The organism is Coleofasciculus sp. C1-SOL-03 (assembly GCF_040220555.1).
In the GTDB taxonomy this organism is placed as follows: Bacteria; Cyanobacteriota; Cyanobacteriia; order Cyanobacteriales; family Coleofasciculaceae; genus Coleofasciculus.
Window position 1 is genome coordinate 37,522 of record NZ_JAVJUO010000137.1, and the last position, 19,017, is coordinate 56,538.

At 44.5% G+C, this 19,017-nt stretch carries 18 protein-coding genes and 1 pseudogene; 8 read left to right on the plus strand and 11 right to left on the minus strand.

Annotation, left to right across the window (positions count from 1 at the left end; genetic code table 11):
• Positions 1–59: 59 nt before the first annotated feature.
• Entirely contained in the window at positions 60–515 is a 456-nt protein-coding gene (locus RIE73_RS21665; RefSeq protein ID WP_446403152.1) for a hypothetical protein, read from the minus strand.
• A 135-nt stretch (positions 516–650) separates the two neighbouring features.
• Between RIE73_RS21665 and RIE73_RS21670 the strand changes: the two genes are divergently transcribed.
• Together RIE73_RS21670 and RIE73_RS21675 are read left to right on the plus strand one after the other, a co-directional pair.
• On the plus strand, positions 651–1,589 hold the full coding sequence (locus tag RIE73_RS21670; protein ID WP_446403153.1) for a YihY/virulence factor BrkB family protein: 939 nt from the start codon (positions 651–653) through the stop codon (positions 1,587–1,589).
• Positions 1,586–2,059, plus strand: coding sequence for a DUF4112 domain-containing protein (locus RIE73_RS21675; protein ID WP_446403154.1), 474 nt, complete (start codon positions 1,586–1,588; stop codon positions 2,057–2,059). Before RIE73_RS21670 ends, RIE73_RS21675 begins: the two co-directional genes overlap by 4 nt.
• A gap of 85 nt (positions 2,060–2,144) precedes the next feature.
• On the opposite strand, the gene RIE73_RS21680 is transcribed toward RIE73_RS21675, so the two are convergent.
• Positions 2,145–2,948: a cobyrinic acid a,c-diamide synthase gene (locus tag RIE73_RS21680; RefSeq protein WP_446403155.1), complete on the minus strand. Its 804-nt coding sequence runs from the start codon at positions 2,946–2,948 to the stop codon at positions 2,145–2,147.
• A gap of 287 nt (positions 2,949–3,235) precedes the next feature.
• Entirely contained in the window at positions 3,236–4,039 is an 804-nt protein-coding gene (locus tag RIE73_RS21685) for a hypothetical protein (RefSeq protein WP_446403156.1), read from the minus strand.
• 9 nt (positions 4,040–4,048) lie between these two features.
• On the opposite strand from RIE73_RS21685, the gene RIE73_RS21690 reads away from it, so the two are divergent.
• Positions 4,049–4,303: a hypothetical protein gene (locus tag RIE73_RS21690; RefSeq protein WP_446403157.1), complete on the plus strand. Its 255-nt coding sequence runs from the start codon at positions 4,049–4,051 to the stop codon at positions 4,301–4,303.
• A gap of 314 nt (positions 4,304–4,617) precedes the next feature.
• Complete coding sequence (locus RIE73_RS21695) at positions 4,618–5,652, plus strand: hypothetical protein (RefSeq protein WP_446403158.1); 1,035 nt, start codon at positions 4,618–4,620, stop codon at positions 5,650–5,652.
• Positions 5,653–5,782: 130 nt separating this feature from the next.
• Here RIE73_RS21695 and RIE73_RS21700 read toward each other — a convergent pair.
• The 5 genes and pseudogenes from RIE73_RS21700 to RIE73_RS21720 all read right to left on the minus strand — a co-directional run.
• Positions 5,783–5,923, minus strand: a pseudogene (locus RIE73_RS21700) (type II toxin-antitoxin system PemK/MazF family toxin); the annotation flags it as partial.
• Positions 5,913–6,944, minus strand: a complete 1,032-nt coding sequence (gene darG, locus RIE73_RS21705) for a type II toxin-antitoxin system antitoxin DNA ADP-ribosyl glycohydrolase DarG (RefSeq protein WP_446403159.1) — start codon at positions 6,942–6,944, stop codon at positions 5,913–5,915. The pseudogene RIE73_RS21700 and the gene darG, both read right to left, overlap by 11 nt.
• Before the next feature lie 47 nt (positions 6,945–6,991).
• A complete protein-coding gene (gene darT / locus RIE73_RS21710) occupies positions 6,992–7,618 on the minus strand; it encodes a type II toxin-antitoxin system toxin DNA ADP-ribosyl transferase DarT (protein ID WP_446403160.1) in 627 nt (208 codons plus the stop codon).
• Between the two features lie 457 nt (positions 7,619–8,075).
• Entirely contained in the window at positions 8,076–8,651 is a 576-nt protein-coding gene (locus RIE73_RS21715) for a Uma2 family endonuclease (RefSeq protein ID WP_446403161.1), read from the minus strand.
• Positions 8,652–8,709: 58 nt separating this feature from the next.
• Positions 8,710–9,135 carry a leucine-rich repeat domain-containing protein gene (locus RIE73_RS21720; protein WP_446403162.1) on the minus strand — a complete coding sequence of 142 codons (426 nt, stop codon included), beginning with the start codon at positions 9,133–9,135 and terminating at the stop codon, positions 8,710–8,712.
• A 400-nt stretch (positions 9,136–9,535) separates the two neighbouring features.
• On the opposite strand from RIE73_RS21720, the gene RIE73_RS21725 reads away from it, so the two are divergent.
• On the plus strand, positions 9,536–9,709 hold the full coding sequence (locus tag RIE73_RS21725) for a hypothetical protein (protein WP_446403163.1): 174 nt from the start codon (positions 9,536–9,538) through the stop codon (positions 9,707–9,709).
• 513 nt (positions 9,710–10,222) lie between these two features.
• Positions 10,223–12,850, plus strand: coding sequence for a DNA mismatch repair protein MutS (gene mutS, locus RIE73_RS21730; protein WP_446403191.1), 2,628 nt, complete (start codon positions 10,223–10,225; stop codon positions 12,848–12,850).
• A 277-nt stretch (positions 12,851–13,127) separates the two neighbouring features.
• On the opposite strand, the gene RIE73_RS21735 is transcribed toward mutS, so the two are convergent.
• Positions 13,128–13,487, minus strand: coding sequence for an SH3 domain-containing protein (locus RIE73_RS21735; protein WP_446403164.1), 360 nt, complete (start codon positions 13,485–13,487; stop codon positions 13,128–13,130).
• A 495-nt stretch (positions 13,488–13,982) separates the two neighbouring features.
• Here RIE73_RS21735 and RIE73_RS21740 point away from each other — a divergent pair, with 495 nt between their 5' ends.
• The gene (locus RIE73_RS21740) at positions 13,983–14,615 is read left to right on the plus strand and encodes a hypothetical protein (protein ID WP_446403165.1); all 633 of its coding nucleotides are present in this window, start codon (positions 13,983–13,985) and stop codon (positions 14,613–14,615) included.
• A gap of 174 nt (positions 14,616–14,789) precedes the next feature.
• Here RIE73_RS21740 and RIE73_RS21745 read toward each other — a convergent pair whose 3' ends face one another.
• Both RIE73_RS21745 and RIE73_RS21750 read right to left on the minus strand, forming a co-directional pair.
• Entirely contained in the window at positions 14,790–14,972 is a 183-nt protein-coding gene (locus RIE73_RS21745) for a hypothetical protein (protein WP_446403166.1), read from the minus strand.
• Positions 14,973–15,064: 92 nt separating this feature from the next.
• Positions 15,065–15,919: a hypothetical protein gene (locus tag RIE73_RS21750; protein WP_446403167.1), complete on the minus strand. Its 855-nt coding sequence runs from the start codon at positions 15,917–15,919 to the stop codon at positions 15,065–15,067.
• Between the two features lie 473 nt (positions 15,920–16,392).
• On the opposite strand from RIE73_RS21750, the gene RIE73_RS21755 reads away from it, so the two are divergent.
• On the plus strand, positions 16,393–18,786 hold the full coding sequence (locus RIE73_RS21755) for a DUF3160 domain-containing protein (protein ID WP_446403168.1): 2,394 nt from the start codon (positions 16,393–16,395) through the stop codon (positions 18,784–18,786).
• Positions 18,787–19,017 lie beyond the last annotated feature (231 nt).

The following is a 19,017-nucleotide window of genomic DNA, read 5'->3' on the forward strand; positions in this document are numbered from 1 at the left end:
GTCTATAGAGGGAGAGGTGATGCCAAAATTGTTACAGTTTGTGCGAACTTCAAATGTCCTTACTTGTCTGTAGTGTCACGTTGTTTGGTCAACTGGTCAATCGTATCGCCAATGACTGCGGTTAAGCTGTTGCGGGTTTGGGCATGATTGGCTTGCTCAAGTTTCAAGGCATCGATGAGGCGATCGCGCTCCATGATCACCTCGATCAGTTTTTGTTGCACCTGTTCTAGGGTTTGCAGTTTTGCCACTTCCTGTTCAATGGCGGAGGTGGCGTCGGGATCTTGAGCTTTGAATTGAGCCTTCTCCTGTTGCAGTTGTTGGATTTCCAGGGTGAGGGTGTCAATCTGTTGTTGGGCAAGTCGGGCTTCCGTGCGGCGTTGCTGGGCTTCGGTATTGTAGAGACGACGCCAGTTAGCCGCCGATTCATTGGCAGCATCGCGATCGCGAATACTATCGGCGAGTTGCTGTTTCAGTTCCTTGATTTCGGCTAACCACTGTCTGACATCATTGCTCATTGCAGACTGCTCCTGTAGGGGGTTCTGGACACATAGGGCATTGTGTAGCTCCCTATACTGACTCCTGTTTGTATTTAACGGTCAAAAAATTTGGCACAGTAAGGGTGAACGATACTGCTACCCTACCCATTATTTATGCTACGTCCCCGTCTACTCCGTTTCTTACATTTTTTTCGGTATCTGAATCTGGCAACCCTAAGAATCACCGTCAGCCGTGCCTTAAAACATCGGCTCTTGAGTTTGTCCTCTCAGATGGCATATAACGCCATGTTAGCCCTGTTTCCAGCAATTTTGGTGATTTTCACCGTGATTGAATTATTCAAACAATTTTTCCCCTGGACGAATCCAGCCGATCAGCTTAGTGAAGTCGCGCCTGAACAGGCGATGCAACTGATGCGTAATTTCGCTGAGGGAATTAACCTTACCGATAATCGAGGTTTATTTTCGCTGAGCTTCATTATGGCAATTTGGGTGTCTTCCGGGGCGCTGAATGCGGCGATGAATGCCCTTGACCAAATTAATCAAATTCCTTCAGAAAAAACTCGACCCTTTTGGAAAGCTAAATTGATTGCTATGGGGTTGACCCTAGGCAGCGTTTTACTCCTATTCATCGCCTCATTTATCTTGTTTATTAGTAACTGGGCGGTCAACTTGGTGGAATATAAAAGTATTGTTGTCATCTTGTTGACCCTATTGAGGCTGTTAAGTTGGTTGATTGCCTTAAGCTTAGTTGCCATCGTCTTTGCGATTATCTACCGCTTTGGCATCAGCCACTGGCGTCAGGGAACCCCGATCATACCTGGAGCGGTTTTGGCAGCGGTATCTTGGGCGATTGTATCCGGTGTATTTCGGCATTACGTGGCGTCTAATTTCAGCAATTATCACAAAATTTACGGCGCTTTGGGGGCGGTGATTGTTTTACAGCTTTGGTTATATATGACATCTCTGGTACTTTTATTAGGAGATCAGCTTAATTTTACCGTCGGGGAAGCCATGCAAGCGGATAAACAGCAATCCAGTGACAAACCTGAGTTACAAAGAGTATCTGAAATATCCGAATCCAAAATCCAATGACCCATAACTCCAAAACCTCTACTCTCCGCCGTCTGCGTCGGTTGAGCAATTTGCTTGACAATGCCATTCCTATTCCGGGAACACCGTGGCGTTTCGGGTTAGATCCGGTGTTAGGATTATTACCCGGAGCTGGTGATTTTTTAGGTACAGCATTCTCTGCCTATATCGTACTCGAAGCCGCACGGATTGGTATCCCGCGATCGCTATTAGGGCAAATGGTGATTAATATCCTTTTGGATACAGTTATCGGTTCCGTACCCGTCGTGGGCGATATTGCTGATGCAACCTGGAAGGCAAATACTAAAAATATGGCACTGCTGGAAACCTATTTGGATAGTCCTCAACCGGAAAAACAGACAGATTGGTTTTTTCTGGTCTGGTTATTGTTAGGATTACTGATAGCTGTAACGATTATCGCTACTCTTAGCCTGCTGGTCATTAAAGGATTACTAGCAGTAATCAACGGTTAAACTAAATGTTAACCAGCCTCAAACCATTACTGTTCCTTCCTCATCTCAACCGCTAATTTTGATGAAAGTCCGACTAATTAGGGCTTTAAACAGTTGCATAAAATATACAGTCGGCTTCTTCATTGCCATAAATATAGTCATAGTCAAATGCCAAAAAGTCTAGAGTGCAGCTTATTGAAAACCCTAAATTTATAACTATTTTATGGTCAAAAGTCGATAAAACCAATTCAATCAATTTCTTTTCGGAAATTTGGGGCTGCTTGATATAGTAGTCACGTTTAGCAAAAAATACGGTTTCATTTTTCGGTACCACAATCCCATTAATTCGATGAGCATGTTGAATGGGTTTGATATAACTGCGGATAAAACGTTCTTGATTCTTCTGAAGCTGATACAATCGCTCGTGTTGTAGCCAACTCATCTGAAACATCATTTTAATCACTTCATAGCCCAAAATATAATTGAAAAGATCATGACGTTCTTCTGGACTATGAATCAGTCGCAGCACAAACTCTAAATAGAGTTCGGGTTCTTTTTGTAACGTTTGGGCTGAATGAATACAAAATTGTTCGATATAGCTGTTTAACACTAAAGGATCGAGTTCTTTTTCAATACAGAATTCTCGCAAATACTTGGTGACTAGCTGAAGGCGGATTCGATCTTGTAAAATCTGTTCCACTAAGCTATCGGCTACATAATCGTCTAAAAACCCCGTCAATTCTGCTTGTATTTCGGGCGAAGTTGCACAGATTAAGTAACAGAGTGACATGATATGCTTTCGCTGATCGGTGGGAAGCGTCTTTGCCCATTTTTTTACAGCCAATGTGATCTTCTCTAGGACGCCAATCCCTTGAGTTTCTTCTAGACTGTTCGAGGTAGTGGTTAGCATGGTTGAAATTAAGTAGGTGGACAAAATTACAGTGTAGTGCGAGCATCTTGCTCGCTACTAATACCCAATTTAAATGCATGACAGCTTATCATTAGCCTAGATTCAACCCTTTACCACGCCTTTAAATATATAAGTCTCAGTCACTTAACCCTGTCTGTCAAGTCTGGCTATGGAAAAATTTAGATATCAGCGGATTAGGTTTAATTTTTTTTACAATACTTAGTATTCTTCATTCAGTCTAGACCACATCAGCACTTGAAAATCAGGGCATCAAATTCTCAGCGCAGTCAGCAAAGAAAAATACATTCTGGCTCTGAGGTAAAAATAGAGTCATAGTCAAACATGACAAAATCTAGATTATGGCTAATAAAAAAGCCCAAATTGCTAACTTGAGCTGTTGTAAACGTAGACATCAGTAACTCAGTTAACTGCTTGTCTCTAATATCAGGCTTTTTGATGAAGTAGTCCCGTTTAGCAAAGAAAAGTGTTTCGTCTTTGGGGACAACCAGACCATTTAAGCGATGGGTATGTTGGATGGGTTTAATATAATGATTAATAAAATATTCTTGGTTTTTCTGTAAACGATAAAATCGCTCGTGTTGCAGCCAGCTCATTTGGAACAGCATTTTGATGATTTCGCTACCTAAGATGTAATGAAATAGATTATTACGCTCTTCTGGATCATTAATGAGACGGAGAACAGATTCTAAATACTCGATGTCGCGATCAGGTTTGGTGCGTAGGTCTTGGGCGGAATGAATGTAATACTGTTTAATATAGTTTTTTAATACAGTATTCGTGAGTTTTTGATTGATGTGGAGTTTTTTGAAAGAGCGAGTCACCCAATCTTTCGGGGCTTGCTCTTGGAGAAGTTTTAATACCAAACTGTCTGCTGTATAGTTATCGAGAAATTCCGCTTGTTTATCTAGGGGAACCGTACAAATTAAATGACACAGTGATAAAATATAGCGTCGCTCTTCCCAGGATAACTCATTAATCCATTGCAGCACTTCTGGCGGGATGAGTTCAAATATACTTATACTATTGATCTGTTCGGCATCAACCGGAATGGTAGGGTTTAATGTAGTCATAACCTGAAGTTGTCATCATTAGGGAAACAAGAAGACTCTAGTCGCGATCGCGATCGCACAAGGGATGATTCTTCTCCTAGAGATACTACCGCAACCTGGAAAAATCAACCCCGGCTTCTCTTCAGTCGCCAGCCTCCTATTGGAGTGCAGCACTGTCAGCGCCTGAGGACTATTCCCTCACTGACTATCTGCTCTCATCTTACCGATCCTCGATTATGGGCGGGACAAAAAGTACGCTTTTTCTGTCACAGAAGCATTTACTGAAACTAGAGACAGATTTATGTCAGGATTTTTTGACATAAACGATGAGGAATCAGAACGGTTCCCTATTCCTTCCTACTCTCAACCGTTAACTTTGATGAAAGTAGAGACGTTGCATGCAACGTCTCGACAATGGTGCCTTTGTCCTAATCGAAGTGTCTACTGCTATAGCATAAAAGTGAGCTGAACCCTTGCCGATTGGCATATCTTGTGCATTACCCGCACCAGCCTCACCTCTATTACTCTAGTGGTGGCGTCCCTCTATAATTTGAGAAGCTGTAATAACCCCGTTTGATCGCTCGACGATTAGCATCCCTATGGTTGAAATCCCCGAATCCACTGCCGAACTCGCGGCTGTCCTTGAAGAACCCGTTGATTTGAATTTCCAGCTTCCTGATCCAGAGGATGAGGACATTCAGGACTATGACTTTCAGCAACTTGTCGATAACGCTTGGCGAGTGTGCGATCGCTTCGACTTACAAACCGAGATCTGGCGCGGGCGGATTCTGCGTGTGGTGCGCGATCGCGAGAAAAAAGGCGGGGATGGACGTGGTACGGGCTTTCTCAACTGGCTGAAAAGCCGTGAAATTAGTAAAAGTCAGGCATATTCCCTGATTGAACTGGCAAATAGTGCCGATACCCTCCTGGCTGAAGGCAAACTCAATCCCGATGCGATCCGTAATTTCAGTAAACGGGCATTTGTGGAAACCGCCAAATCTGCCCCCGAAGTGCAACAACTGGTTAGCGATAAGGCGCAACAGGGCGATCGGATTACGCGGCGTGAGGTGAAGCAGCTAGCCGATGAATGGACTGCTATGTCCTCCGAGTTACTCCCTGATGAAGTAAAAGACAAAGCCTCAGCCGGAACTATGCCCGCCCGTTATCTGGCACCGTTGGTGAAAGAAATGGAGAAGTTGCCAGAAACCCATCTGAAACCGCTACAAGAGGAAGTCGCGGCAAATCCTGATGTGGATACGGTGAAACAAACCACATCAGACGCCCGTTTCTTGGCGAAATACCTCGACGCCGCCGCCCAAGTGCAAGCGATTCAGGATTCGTCGTTGGATATGGAATTGGCACTCCAGGAAGCCCTGCGGCTAGATTGTTTGAATACGGCGGCTGATTTGGTTAAACAGGCATCTGTGTTGGAGCAAACCGTGGGGAAACTTTACACAAGTTGGAAACGGCTGAGTAGCCTATCGGATCGATTATACGTGGATACTGGGGCAAGTACCCCCCATCTGCGATCGCTCCTCAATTGTTTGGATCGTCTCACGAATGATGTGATTGAAGTTCCCCTGGATGAAACAGGCGAACAAATTGTACGGCTGAAGCTGATGGTGGATTCATGATATCAAGCCATGGCGATTAAAATCACAGCTACATAAACTTGCGTCCGCCTGCGTGGACTAAATTATCAAGGGGGCAGTCAACATTAAGTGCGATCGCCCGATTTTCTGGTATACTTTTCACCTATAAAAATGTGCCTGCAATAACCGTTACCCCTAGCGGTAAACGATTAATGGCATCAATTGAAAGAACAAGCACAGGACGTTTTCCAGCTTGTTCTTTCCCTTGGACTGGGTTAAGATTAACAAAATAATTCGTTCCATTAACCACAATTGCTCTTCTCACGAAGACGTTGCCAAGCCTTGCGAAGATGTTCCGGTTGAAAGCGTTTGCGTTTCCGTTCACTCCATTGATGCACCTGATCAATCATCACATCAACATCCGTAGCGGCTTCAGGATTCTCTTGAGTAACCCAGTGAATCGTCGCTAGCATTTCTAATCCATAAGGCGTTTCAAAACCTTGAATTAAATTTCCCACTCGCTGGAGACAGTCATTAGCCTCCAGGTCTTGTGCTAAAAAAGTATGGGCGGCTTCTCTCCCCCTAGGCAATACCTGAATTTGAGAATTATTACTGCGATCACCATAACCCCGAATAAAATGCCCTTCAATCCGTTGCAAAACATGATTCAGATTATCGGCGTAGGGACCATAGTGATGTTTAACATACCGCAGTTTCAAGGGTTCACCCGCTACTTGTAAGAAATAGGCAAGTTTTTGGATTTCCAGTTTCGTGAGTTGATAACCCGGAATACTATAGAGTTCCAGTAAGCGAATCAATAAAGCCCGGGCGCGAGTCATTTTAGGGATTGATGTCGCTACTGGCATTGTATTGGCTATTGGTGCGTCTTGCGGCTCAAAGATAACCACCTGCACGTCTGGCAATTCAGCTAAGGCTGATTCAATCAGTGGTTTAACATTATGCCAATCTAATCCGCCATTCCCACATCCAAGAGGCGGAATGGCAATAGAATGAATATTTAACCGCTTAATCTCAGCCACTAACGCTTTCAGTCCAGCTTGAATATCCTCTAGTTTTGATTGTCCTTTCCAATGACGTTTAGTGGGAAAATTAATAATATATCGGGGAAACAATTGATCGGTGGGTACAATAAACATTCGCCCCGGTTTTACTTTCTGGGCATTACAAGCCTTTTTGTAAGCACGGAAGTTTTCGGGAAATGCTTGTTTAAATTGCAAGGCTATTCCTTTACCCATGACACCGACACAGTTGACGGTGTTGACGAGGGCTTCCGTGTTTTCTTCGAGTAGGTTGCCTTGCTTAAACTCAATCACGGTTCTGAATGGATGACTTGAATCGGAGTTATACGATTATTTTAACGTTAATAGTACCAATCACGGTAAACATTAACGGGAGGCTGATAGTTCAACTTTTGTAATAGTTGCCGTACCTGTACTTGGATTGTAGAATTGAACACGCCAATCTCTTCAATGAGCCTCCACGGACAGAATCGATGCACCAAAAACTCAGCTTGTCGTCTGCGCTTTCTATCTCCATCGTCTGGCGTATCTGCCCAGTAGTTCTCTTTCATAATCTGCCAATCAATCCGATTTAAATAAGCCAGATCATCATAAAAGTCTGAGTACGCCATAATCCCATGACCATCGGTAAAGACAAACCCTGGTATGTTTGTCGCGATCGCCTCGACAGAGGAAACTAAATAAAGGACGCTACGTTGTCCTTGAGTATAACCCGGCACATTCCCTCTGTGAATCGTGTAGAGCATCGGGGAACGGGGGGCAAAGTAAAATGGCACATAATCATGTAATACGCCACCAGCGCCACAGGGAACCGTAGTAGTTTCACGGCGATATTGGATAGTTTGATAAGCAATACTGATGTAATTGATGTTATTTTGGCGCAGCCAATTATAAGCGAATAATCCACCCTGTTCCAATATAGACGTTAAATTTTTGATGTCTGTAATATGATAAATAGGGATTGGCACTGGTGTTGTTACGTCGAGTTTACGTCTACTCAGTCAATTTTCCAGTCTTTCTGCTGCTGAATGCCCAATCCTAACAAACCTTTAATACTAATCCTGCCCTGATGACGTGCGATCGCCCGATTTTCTGGTATACTTTATACCATGGGAAAATGTGTCCGCCTATAGCCTCTTGATTCAGGATTTCCGACTCAGAGATCTAAAGAGACGATCGCCTAATTTGCCTGTTAATTTTATTCCCTCTAGATTTGACAATTTAACCCACATAAGCGTTAACCCGTAGGGGCGGGTTTGACTGTTATCTTTGGCGAGAAACTTCTCAATTCAATAAACCCGCCCCGAACCCAACCGTTAACTTGTATAATCCAGTTGGTGTGGGTTTTCGGTGAGTTTTTCGAGTTCCGTTTATTCTCTTCGACATAATTGGAGGGAGGCTAAAGCCCTTACTACAAACTAACTCTCACCAAAGAGAGCTTAAATCCAGGATGAATCCGGGTAAAACCTCGTCTCCTGAAAGAGTAGCTGGAACCTCTAAAACCTGAACAGATTGCTGAGGACGATAAATTTCCACTCGTCTCATTCCTGGCGCAATTAACCAACCCAAACGAGCGCCATTCTCGATATATTCTTTCATTTTATCCTGGATGTCTTTTAATCTATCCGAAGGAGACATCAATTCCACCACAAAATCAGGGCAAATTGGTGGGAACTTGGTGCGTTGTTCGGGAGATAGTGCATCCCAGCGTTCCTGTATCACCCAAGCCAAATCCGGAGAACGATTAGCGCCGTTGGGGAGTTTAAAGCAGGTGGAGGAGTCAAACCCAACTCCTAATCGAGTTTGGCGATTCCATATCCCAAAATCAATGACCAGTTCAAAGTTTTGTTTTCCGGTTTCTCCGCCAGTGGGGGGCATAATAATTAATTCTCCTTGGGCATTCCGCTCAAATTTCAGCTCCGGATTAGCCCGACACAATTGATAGAATTGGTCGTCGGTAAGCTGCATGATTGGGTTAAAGTCTATCGTATAAGCGGTCATTTTAGGTTTACCCATTAACTCAAATTAATTTTTGGTGCGTCACCTGTCAATGTTAGGGTCAGAACCCGCAAACATCTGGGGAACTGACTGGACAAGTTGGCTGTGGTATGGGATTTTCTCCGAGGTCAAGCCCAGTCAGATTGGTAAGTCCAGATAGAGGACTGACATCTGTTATTTGGTTATTGCTGAGGTCAAGCAAACTCAGATTAGTAAGTCCAGATAGAGAACTGACATCTGTTATTTGGCTAAAGCTGAGGTCAAGTTCAGTGCGACTTGATAGGTTGTCATCAGCTTGTTTACAGTCACTCGTACCCGCTTCTTCTAACAACACTTCCACTGTTTTCCTTGCCTCAGCTGATAAACTGGTTTTGTTTAGACACCACTCTTGAAAAGAACTCCCCAAGCTAGGGTTAGCCGCTTGAGCCACCTCCCATCCGAATATCCACGTACCAATCGTTAGAGCCATTACAGCAGTTTTATCCATTTCCTTTCTCTTCCTCAAAGATATAGCCATCCTATTTGAGTGCTGATCGGTGAGAATCTTAAAACCCAGGTATAGCAATGAGCGCAGGTTTCAAAATTGCCACAACTGTTTAATATAGCGCTACGCGCTAGGGAATGGGGAATGGGCAATAGTGAAGACGAAAGCTAACCTGACAAGGGATTGAGCGATTTTAATTTTTCTTCACTTGTCCTAACCTTAATGCGTAGTGCTATACTAATCCTACCCCGATGACGGTCTGACTTTTCATGGGAAGTCTATAAACTATTGTAGAGACGCGCCATGGCGCGTCTGGGCGGGTTTAGTAACATCCGGGTGTCACCGAAAAGATAGTAGTGAAACCCGCCCCTACACAATCAACATTCACGTTGCGCCACATACCGTGAAAAGTGAGGATGACGGTAAAGTGCGATCGCCCGATTTTCTGGTATACTTTTCATCATGGGAAAATGTGTCCGCCTATAACCTCTTGATTCAGGATTTCAGATTCAGAGCGTTAAAGAGGCGATCGCCTAACTTGCCTGTTGATCATATTCCCTATAAATTGGTCAATTAAACCTAAATACTGACAAAACCAATTAATTCGTAGGGGCGGGTTTTACTGTTATCTGTGGCGAGACACTTTTTAATTCAATAAACCCGCCCCGCACCCAACCGCTAACTTATATAATCCAGTGGGTGTGAGTTTTAGGTGAGTTGGTCGAGTTCCGTTAATTCTCTTCGACGTAACTTGTTTAAGGCTAAAGCCCCTACTACAAACGGCGCGATCGCACGTTTGTCTGTTAGATCTAAATCAGGACACGATGGTATCGTGTCCCTACCTAATCAATTCTTCCGTAGGGGTACGGCATTGCCGTACCCTGGGTTTAAGGCGAGGCTTCGCACCCACTCCCAGGCAATCCTAACAAACCTTCACTACCAATCCTCCCCAGATTACGGTAAAGTCATGATTGTTGTCGGCATATCAAAACTGTTCATGAGCGGATATTCCAACGCATCTACTCCCGAATCCAACGGTGCTACCGACGTTCGCGCCACCGAGAAGGCGAAGCAGGTGGCGGCGGAAAATATGGATCATCGGACAGTAGACCGCCAACAGCTAACGCCGATGATGCAGCATTTTGCGGAACTTAAAGACCAGTATCCGAATGCGGTACTGCTGTACCGAGTTGGCGACTTCTATGAAACCTTCTTCCAAGATGCGCGGCGAGTGGCGGAAGAATTGGAATTAGTCCTCACCAGTAAGGAGGCGGGGAAGGGGGTGGGACGAGTTCCGATGACAGGTGTTCCTCATCACTCGATTGAACGCCATGCGACTCAGTTAGTGGAAAAAGGCTATGCGATTGTAATTTGTGATCAAGTCGAAGATGCATCCGTCGCCGCTAAAGAAGGGCGTCAGGTGAAACGAGAAATTACTCGCATTCTTACCCCCGGTACGTTAACCGAAGCCGGGATGCTAAATGCTAAACGCAATAACTTCCTGGCGGCGGTGGTGATGGCGGGGAATCATTGGGGATTGGCGTATGCGGATATTTCCACGGGGGAATTTTTCACCACCCAAGCCACGGATTTAGAGTTACTGGTACAGGAACTGTTGCGCTTGCACCCTTCAGAAGTGCTGATTCCCACCAACGCCCCGGATTTAGGGAGTATGCTGCGTCCAGGGGAAAAATCGCAGTCGTTACCCGATTGGTTACCCAACTCCTTTTGCTACAGTCTGCGTTCCCAAACCCCCTTCAGTTCATCAGAAGCTAGACAACGACTCTTGGAACGATTTAAAGTGCGATCGCTAGAAGGGATGGGGTGTGAACATTTGCCTCTGGGAGTTAGGGCGGCGGGGGGATTGCTGGAATATTTGGAAGACACGCAGAAGGAAAATTATGTCGCCCTGCAACATTTACGCACGTATACGTTAGCCGATTATCTGATTCTGGATCACCAAAGCCGCCGTAATTTAGAAATTACCACCACGGTGCGGGATAATACATTTCATGGTTCCCTACTCTGGGCATTGGATCAAACCAGTACCTCCATGGGCGGACGGGCATTACGCCGTTGGTTATTGCAACCTCTGTTAGATAGTAAAGGAATTCGGGCGCGACAGAATACGATTCAGGAGTTGACGGAAAATACCGGACTGCGGGAAGATTTACGTCAGTTATTACGGGGAATTTATGATTTAGAGCGATTAACCGGACGGGCAAGTTCCGGAACGGCGAATGCACGGGATTTGGTGGCGTTAGCGGATTCGCTGTTAAAATTACCCGACTTGGCAGAACTGGCGGCGTATGGGGGTTCTCCCTATCTGAAGGCATTGCAAACCTTTCCTCCTGAATTAGAACAGTTAGGACAAAGCATTCGCGCCCATCTAGTGGAATCGCCACCGTTGCAGATTAAGGAAGGTAATTTAATTCGTCCTGGGGTGAATGACCAACTGGATGAAATGCGCCGTATGGCAGAAGCAGATCAGCAATGGATTGCTAACCTAGAAGTCACGGAACGCGATCGCACGGGTATTACCAATTTAAAAGTAGGATACAACAAAACCTTCGGCTATTACATCAGTATCGCTCGCTCTAAAGCCGACCAAGTTCCTGACGAGTACATCCGCAAACAAACCCTCACCAACGAAGAACGCTACATTACTCCCGATTTAAAAGAACGCGAAACCCGGATTCTCACCGCACGCGATGATTTAAACCGCTTAGAATACGAGATTTTTGTTGGATTACGCACCCAAGTGGGGAATTATGCCCAGTTAATTCGCAATCTGTCTCGCGCTGTGGCGGCGATTGATGTTTTGTCGGGTTTAGCGGAAGTAGCGGTACGCCAGGGGTATTCTCGTCCCACGATGGTAGAAGGGCGAGAGATTACAATCATTGATGGACGCCATCCGGTGGTAGAAAAGTCTCTGCCAATCGGGTTCTTTGTCCCTAATTCGGCGCATTTGGGATGGGAAGAATCAACGTCATCATCTGCGGAAAAGACGGAGACGGGGAGTCATCAACGTCCCGATTTAATTATCCTCACCGGACCCAATGCCAGTGGCAAAAGTTGCTATTTACGCCAAGTGGGATTAATTCAAATTATGGCACAGACGGGGAGTTTTGTGCCAGCGACATCGGCGACATTGGGAATCTGCGATCGCATTTTTACGCGGGTTGGTGCGGTTGACGATTTAGCCACGGGTCAATCCACGTTTATGGTGGAGATGAATGAAACGGCAAATATCTTAAATCATGCCACCAATAAGTCCCTGGTTTTATTAGATGAAATTGGCAGAGGAACCGCCACGTTTGATGGGTTATCTATTGCTTGGGCGGTGGCGGAATATCTGTCTCTGGAAATTCAGGCACGGACTATTTTTGCTACGCATTACCATGAATTAAACGAACTGGCGTCTATTTTAGAGAATGTTGCCAATTATCAGGTTACGGTGAAAGAATTGCCCGATGAAATTATCTTTTTACACCAAGTTCAACCCGGCGGGGCGGATAAATCCTATGGGATTGAAGCGGGGCGTCTGGCGGGTTTACCCCCGGCGGTGATTCAACGGGCAAAGCAGGTGATGGGGCAAATTGAAAAGCATAGTAAAATTGCCATGGGATTGCGGAAAGGGATTGGCAAGAAAGCCAAGGATACGGAAACGATTACACCAGACACATCGGTACAGCAGTTAGATATTTTTGCTGAGTGATAGGAGGCGATTGAAATCGCTGCTACACAAACAAAGTCCGCCTGCGCGGACTAGGTTATAACGGGGGTAGCTAACCCGGATTTGGTATTATAGCAGTCGCCAGGGTCATTATGACATACTGGTGAATGCCATGTATTGTTTTGAGATGGACTTAGTGTCCTAACCGTTGTGGCGGTTGCTATATTTGGTAGTTTAGGTTATCGTTTTTGAGTCAAATCCTAACTATTCCCTATTCCCTGTTCCCTGTTCCCTGTTCCCTGTTCCCCTACTGAGTAGATTAACAAGACGTGAGAAAACCTCTAAACGCATAACCTGATACAGGGGCGGAAATCGGAACCCAATACTTGGTGCCACCATTCTCAATCGTGACAGTTTGTCCATCTGTTAATACGGCGACAGACTCACTATAAACCGTTGGTTGTTCTCGCACATATAACCCCCCTCCTATAGCTGCCACTTGGCGACAGTTGGCTGAGACTTGTGCTAGTTTATCATGGGTTTCATTTTCTACAGATATTCCGGCTGAAGTGGAGGGCTGGTGTCTTGGAGATGATGTTGTTGTCGCCACAGCCGAGGCTGTACCCAATGCCATCAACGCTGGGGTTGTCAATCCTATCAATTTATACAAATTTTTCATTGAGGTTCTGAATTTAACTTGCATGATAAAAATTTATCTAACTAGGGTAAATTATCCATCTATCTATATAAGTAAACATTAATACCTCTCCCCTGAAACAGCAAGTTTTGAACAGATGAAACGGATCGTACAGTAAGCGTTCTGATGAAGCTTAATTTACAGAAATTATTATTTTTTTTGCATCTTCCTATATACTGATTTTTCCATAAAATCCAGTTATTTTAGTTTTCCTTTATACTCTAGGCTTATAGACAACTCCTACTTTCGATAGAAGGTTATGCCCTTCCCTAGGTAGATGAGACAGTCACATAGAAGCGGTTAAATTGTTAGGTGGACAACGTAAACAGAGGCAACTCGGTTCTTGATCTAAAAGTATTCGTATACCTTAAGCGGTTACGGATCGGGAAATTGTCTTGCCTGAGAATTCAAATAAGTAAGTAATTTTAGTTTTGGTTGCGAAACTATCGTCCATAGATGATTTTAAAAGAGGTTTTCATGAAAAAACAACATCAGAGTAATCTAAGTAATCTCAAAAATGCCGGACTATTAGGCGCGATAGTCGGTGGTGTTCTAATTAGCTTACCAGTAACAATTTTAGAAGCATCAGCCGCACCTTTTTCTACCTTATCTCAAGTCAATCCTTGTCCGGGAATCTACTACGAAGAACCTTACAATAGCACGCGCATGGTTCCACAGGGGTGTCCGCCGAATGAGGCAACACAGATGGGTCGAGGCGGTCAAGTGCCTAGTAGACAGATGACTCCTGTACCCCCTCCAGCAAGCGTGTCTCAACCTGAGATCCGTAGTGATGCAGTTGTCCGAATTACTCCCCAAAACGGTACTGTTGATGTGCGACTAAAAAATAACACTAATGCTGTCGTTTCTTATCAAGCCGTCGGACATACGGATCGTCGATTTATGTCAGGTGGAGAAGAAATTGTTCTGCAAAACTTACCCACACCGATTACGATAACTGCCGTTCGTCAGGATGATGGCTGGCTTCAGATGATGCCTATATCTGTTGATGAAACTGGACAGTTGGAGGTTACGTTTGAAGAAGAAACCACGTTGGACAGTAACCAAGGGGTACTGAGAATTCAAGAAGATGGTCAAGTCTTTGTGAATTAGAAAACGACTCGTAGTCGGTTAGTGAATCTAACATTGGCAGATCCCCCCAAACCCCCCTTCAAAAGGGGGGCTTACTGTATTCACAAGATGGTTAAGTCTTTATGGATTAAAGAAGTTGACGCGATGCATTTTTCGTAGAGGCGTTCTAGGAGAATGTCTCTATTGTTTGCTAATTTACTGTCCTTGGGTGGCTAACTCAACGATAGCTAGCAAGGCTTTATGTAAGAACCAAAACCAATAACCGCCGAAAACAGCGTAGCCTAAAAGCAGTAGCTTCGGATCTTGGAGAAATTTCCCTAAAGCAATCACTGAACCAAGAAGTAAGGATACCAGAATGGTTACATGAATGTTGGACATGGCAACTCTCCTTAAGATATGTACTTGTCCAAAATAAGGGAGTACCCCTGAGAGGAGATCAAGTTTGTTCCAGATGTGAAGTTATGTTAAGATTAGCGGTAAACTCCGCCACGACCAGAAGCAGGGACTATTTGTCCATTCTCCCACTTAAATCCGTGAACTTTTCGGCTGGCTTTCACTGTTTTAATCAGTACGTCCTTAAATGTTTTATGATAAGTTATCAGTCGATCTCTCAGCAATGGATCATTGGAGGCTTCAATTTGGCATACCCATAACGTCATGCCTGACCAGGAAAAAGTTACCTTATCCCAAGATAAATAATTTTTAAATTTGCTTTCTTCTATACTATCGAGCTTGGGATAAACTCCATCAGAATCGGCTCGTTCTAGTATTTCAACAAAGAACCGACTAGCCTTCCCCCATTTTCTGATAGGAACTTCATAGTATTTTTCTAAAGAAATTAATATAGAATGATCCACAGCTTCTTTTACGGTTTCGGCAAATAACTCATAAGCTGAGGTAAAAGGATACGGCTTCAATAATTCTTTATCCAGTAATTTCTCCCAAAGATGACTTATGGGTTTGGGGAAGTTTTTTGCATAATGCGTGAAATACTGTAGAAATTCATGGGCATTTTTGACGTACTTTTCAGCAACTTGGTAAAGTTCCCATCGAGCCTTTAGCTCATCAACTGATAATCTAATTAACTCGGCTTTACATTTAGAAATATCTTTTCGATCCAAAGCCTCGTCTATTGGATAGTATCCAGATTTAATAATAAACTTACTTTTCCAGCATTCAGCTATGAGGTGCTGAGTAGATCGGGTTTTATGCCATTCATTGCTCTGATCAGGTGTCATCCGATCAGGCTTAAATAGCACTTCGCTAGGTAAACTGTCTAGAAGCTGGTAAATTTGCTCTAAGGTTTCATCGTGTTGAAGAGTCATGACGATTTAGGGATGATAAAGATTACTCTAAAAGTTTACCAAGAAAAGTTAAGGTAGATAGGACGCGATCGCAAAAATAACCCATTCCCCCCACAATTAACATTCTGTAGGGGCGACCCGCTTCGCCTAATTAACAACACCAATCCACTCAATTGGATCGGGTCGCCCTTTCCTCAATTTAGTTACTCTCTACTTAATTTGGTGGGTTACGGCGGATAGTTCATTGAACGTTTACGTGCCATGATTGAGTTCCCGCCTAACCCACCCTACAAATACGGGTCATTCAATTAACAACACCAATCCACTCAATTGTTCGGGTCGCCCGTGTTATACTGGCGTAGAGTCTTGAGTTTATTGAAAATCTTGAAACTATAAATTTTTGTATCAATAGTTGAAGCAAAAAGTAATCAAAACTTAAACTCACTTAACTAAAAATTGCCTTTGGCAAGCCCTTCAAGTAAAGGAGTCAAGCAGTGAAGCGTGCGAATAAACCGTGGATCAAGGCTTGGCAGATTGTAGCTGCAACCTGTCCCCTGTTATCGTTAATCATTATGACCCCGAATGTAGCCTGGTCAAGTCGGGTAAAATTTGATACTCATTCCCAGGATGCAACGATTACTCATGTTGCCCAGAATACATTCCCAACTGGGAAATTAGATTATACCCGGCAATTTAACCAAGAATTGCAACAAATTGGACAGATATCCCCGCAAACCTTTCAGCAGCGATATGCGAGTCAAGCTGAGTATTTGCCTCAAATTAGCTGGGATGTAACGACGGCGAAGTTTTGGGATGACTTTAATTTATCACCAGAGGATATTTCTCGGCGGTATCGGGATTATATGATCCCAATTCAACCTCGCGATGATTTTCGCCTGAATGCGGAAGAATTAGCGGTGTTTCAACGTAATGGCTTTGTCGTCAGTGAACGGATGAGCGCTCCTAGCTTTGCTGCTGTATTTTATAACATTTATAGTCGGGATTTGCCTGTTTTTGTCTCCAGTGATGCGTTACTTCATGCATGGCATCGGTCTTATGATGCTATGTTAGAGGAATTAGAAGCCGAGTATTTGGCGCGATCGCTCTCTGAAATCTTAGCGGGTATGGCGCAGAGGCTGCCTCAAGTACGGCAGGAGTATGGCAAGGGTGTATTAGAGGAGAGTATCCTCGATGCCGATTATTTTATCGCCGTGGCGCGATCGCTACTTTCCGGGAATCGAGTTAACTCCTATTTTAATCAGAATAGTCGCATCGCTGAAACCCTTGATGCGATTGAATCTGGGCGGATTCGGGAGTTTAACCTATTTGGACGCGATCGCAGCGTTGATTTTTCCCAGTTTAAACCCCGTGGGCATTATGAGAAATCTGAGGCGCTGAAACGGTATTTTCGGGCGATGATTTGGTGTGGCAGAATTGATCTGCGGATTGCCGGGAATCCAGAGGAATCTTCGCCACGGGAATTGGGTATCGCGATTATCCTGAATCATCTCCTCAACCAATCTGGTAAATTTTCGCAATGGCAACAGTTTGACCAAATGTTGCAAACCTTTGTCGGTCAAACGGATTCGATGACATTTGCCGAATTGAATGACTTCTTGGCACAGAATACGATTAAATCCCCCACAGATATTCAGACATTATCCACCCTGGAACAACTGCAAACTGATATTTTAGCCACGCCATTAGGGTTGCAAAGCATTCGGGGAGATTCCTATCAATCCCCCCCCGATTCCCAGCAAATCCAACTTCCCCGCAGCTTTACCCTTCTCGGTCAAAAATTCGTCTTAGATAGCTGGGTGTTGAGTAAAGTGGTTTACGATGACATTCTCTGGGATGGTAAGAAAGTGCCACGGCGCATTCCCAGTAGCTTAGATGTGGCGTTTGCCGCGTTAGGAAATAATCAAATTGTCCCCGAATTAGTTGATCGGATGACGAATAGACAGGGGCGTCAATTTCGAGATGGACTCAATTATCAACATCACTTAGCTGCTGTCAAAACCGTTGTGGATCAGCAAAATCCCGCCATCTGGGAACAAAACATCTACCTAAATTGGTTAGCCACCTTACGGGAACTGTCAACACCAACCACCGAGGCGAAATACCCAGAAGCGATGCGGACAAAAGCCTGGGCAATGAAAACCTTAAATACCCAATTAGCCTCCTGGACGCAGTTACGCCACGACACGATTTTATATGCCAAACAATCCTACACCGGTGGAACTCGTTGCTTTTACCCCGCCGGATTTGTTGAACCCAGACCGGAATTTTGGGGACGGTTTGAGAGGATGGTACAGTTAGCCGCCCAACAGATTAATCGAACCCGTTTTCCCGGTTCATCTGGCCAGATTCAGGAACGACAAGTTGAATTCTTAGAGAACTTTGCCGAAAAATTAGCCATCCTGAAAGACATTGCCACCAAGGAATTGGCACAGCAGGAACTTAGCCAAGCTGAGACTCAATTCCTTCGAGATATTGTGGAAATCGATGGCGGTTCAGGGGGTCCTTACTATCGGGGTTGGTATCCGTCTTTGTTCTACGAAGAACCCAAGGATTCTAATAGTTGGGATGCGATTGTTGCCGATGTACATACTGATGTTCCCGATCCCATTTTTGGTGATCCAGGGGCAGTACTACACCAAGGGGTAGGGAATGTGGATTTGCTGATGATTGCGGTGGATAATGGTGAAGATAAAATGGTGTATGCAGGACCCGTTTTAAGCCATTATGAATTTGAAATGCCGGGAGTTGTTCGCAAATCCGATAGTGAATGGCAGAATGATATTAAGCAGGGGAATGTTCCGCCGCGTCCCGAGTGGACGGAGGGTTATCTGGTGCCAGGGACAGAGGAAAGACAATCTCAGTTTTAACTGGCTTGTATTGACATCTGATATCGCGGCAGAACATCGAATGTAGGGGCGGGTTTAGGAGTAAAATTCACCCAGAAACCCATAACATTTCTACAAAACCCGCCCTTCCCTATCCTGTAACTTCCCTACATCTTTGGCATGCGATCGCGGTGGAAAATCGGGTGGGTGTTGTTGTCAGTTTTAAGGTTAATCAAATTTAGGTTGGGATAGGCGCACATCATTTATTGAATT